Annotated in this window: 1 pseudogene; it reads left to right on the top strand. The window is 66.4% G+C overall.

Annotated features, from left to right (window positions below):
* Positions 1–20: 20 nt before the first annotated feature.
* Positions 21–417, top strand: a pseudogene (locus tag EN780_RS38045) (polynucleotide kinase-phosphatase); the annotation flags it as partial.

Raw genomic sequence — 417 nt, 5'->3', positions numbered from 1 at the left:
ACGTATGGCCGGTCACTGGCATGGACGACCTGAAGGTCGCGCCGTTCCACCTACTCGCCAGCGAAGGACGTGTCTGGTTCGACAAGGACCACGTCTGGCACATGACGCTTGCGGCCCGTCTGACTGCCGACGATGGCGTGGTGACCGGCACGCGGTGGCGTACGCTCGATCTGGCCGACGCCAATGCGTGCGCGGAAACGATCGCCTGGTGGGAGGCGCTGACCGGTTCGGGCGGGGAAGGCATGGTCGTCAAGCCGCGCGACTTCGTGAGCCGCGGCAAAAAGGGGCTGATCCAGCCGGCGTTGAAGGTGCGCGGCCGGGAGTATCTGCGCATCATCTACGGCCCCGAATACGATGCGCAGGATAACCTCGCTCGCCTGCGGGAACGTGGGCTGGGTGGCAAGCGCAGTCTGGCGC

The sequence above is a fragment of the Mesorhizobium sp. M4B.F.Ca.ET.089.01.1.1 genome (assembly GCF_004022605.1).
Taxonomy (GTDB): domain Bacteria; phylum Pseudomonadota; class Alphaproteobacteria; order Rhizobiales; family Rhizobiaceae; genus Mesorhizobium; species Mesorhizobium abyssinicae.
This window is presented reverse-complemented; position numbering and strand designations above follow the sequence as displayed.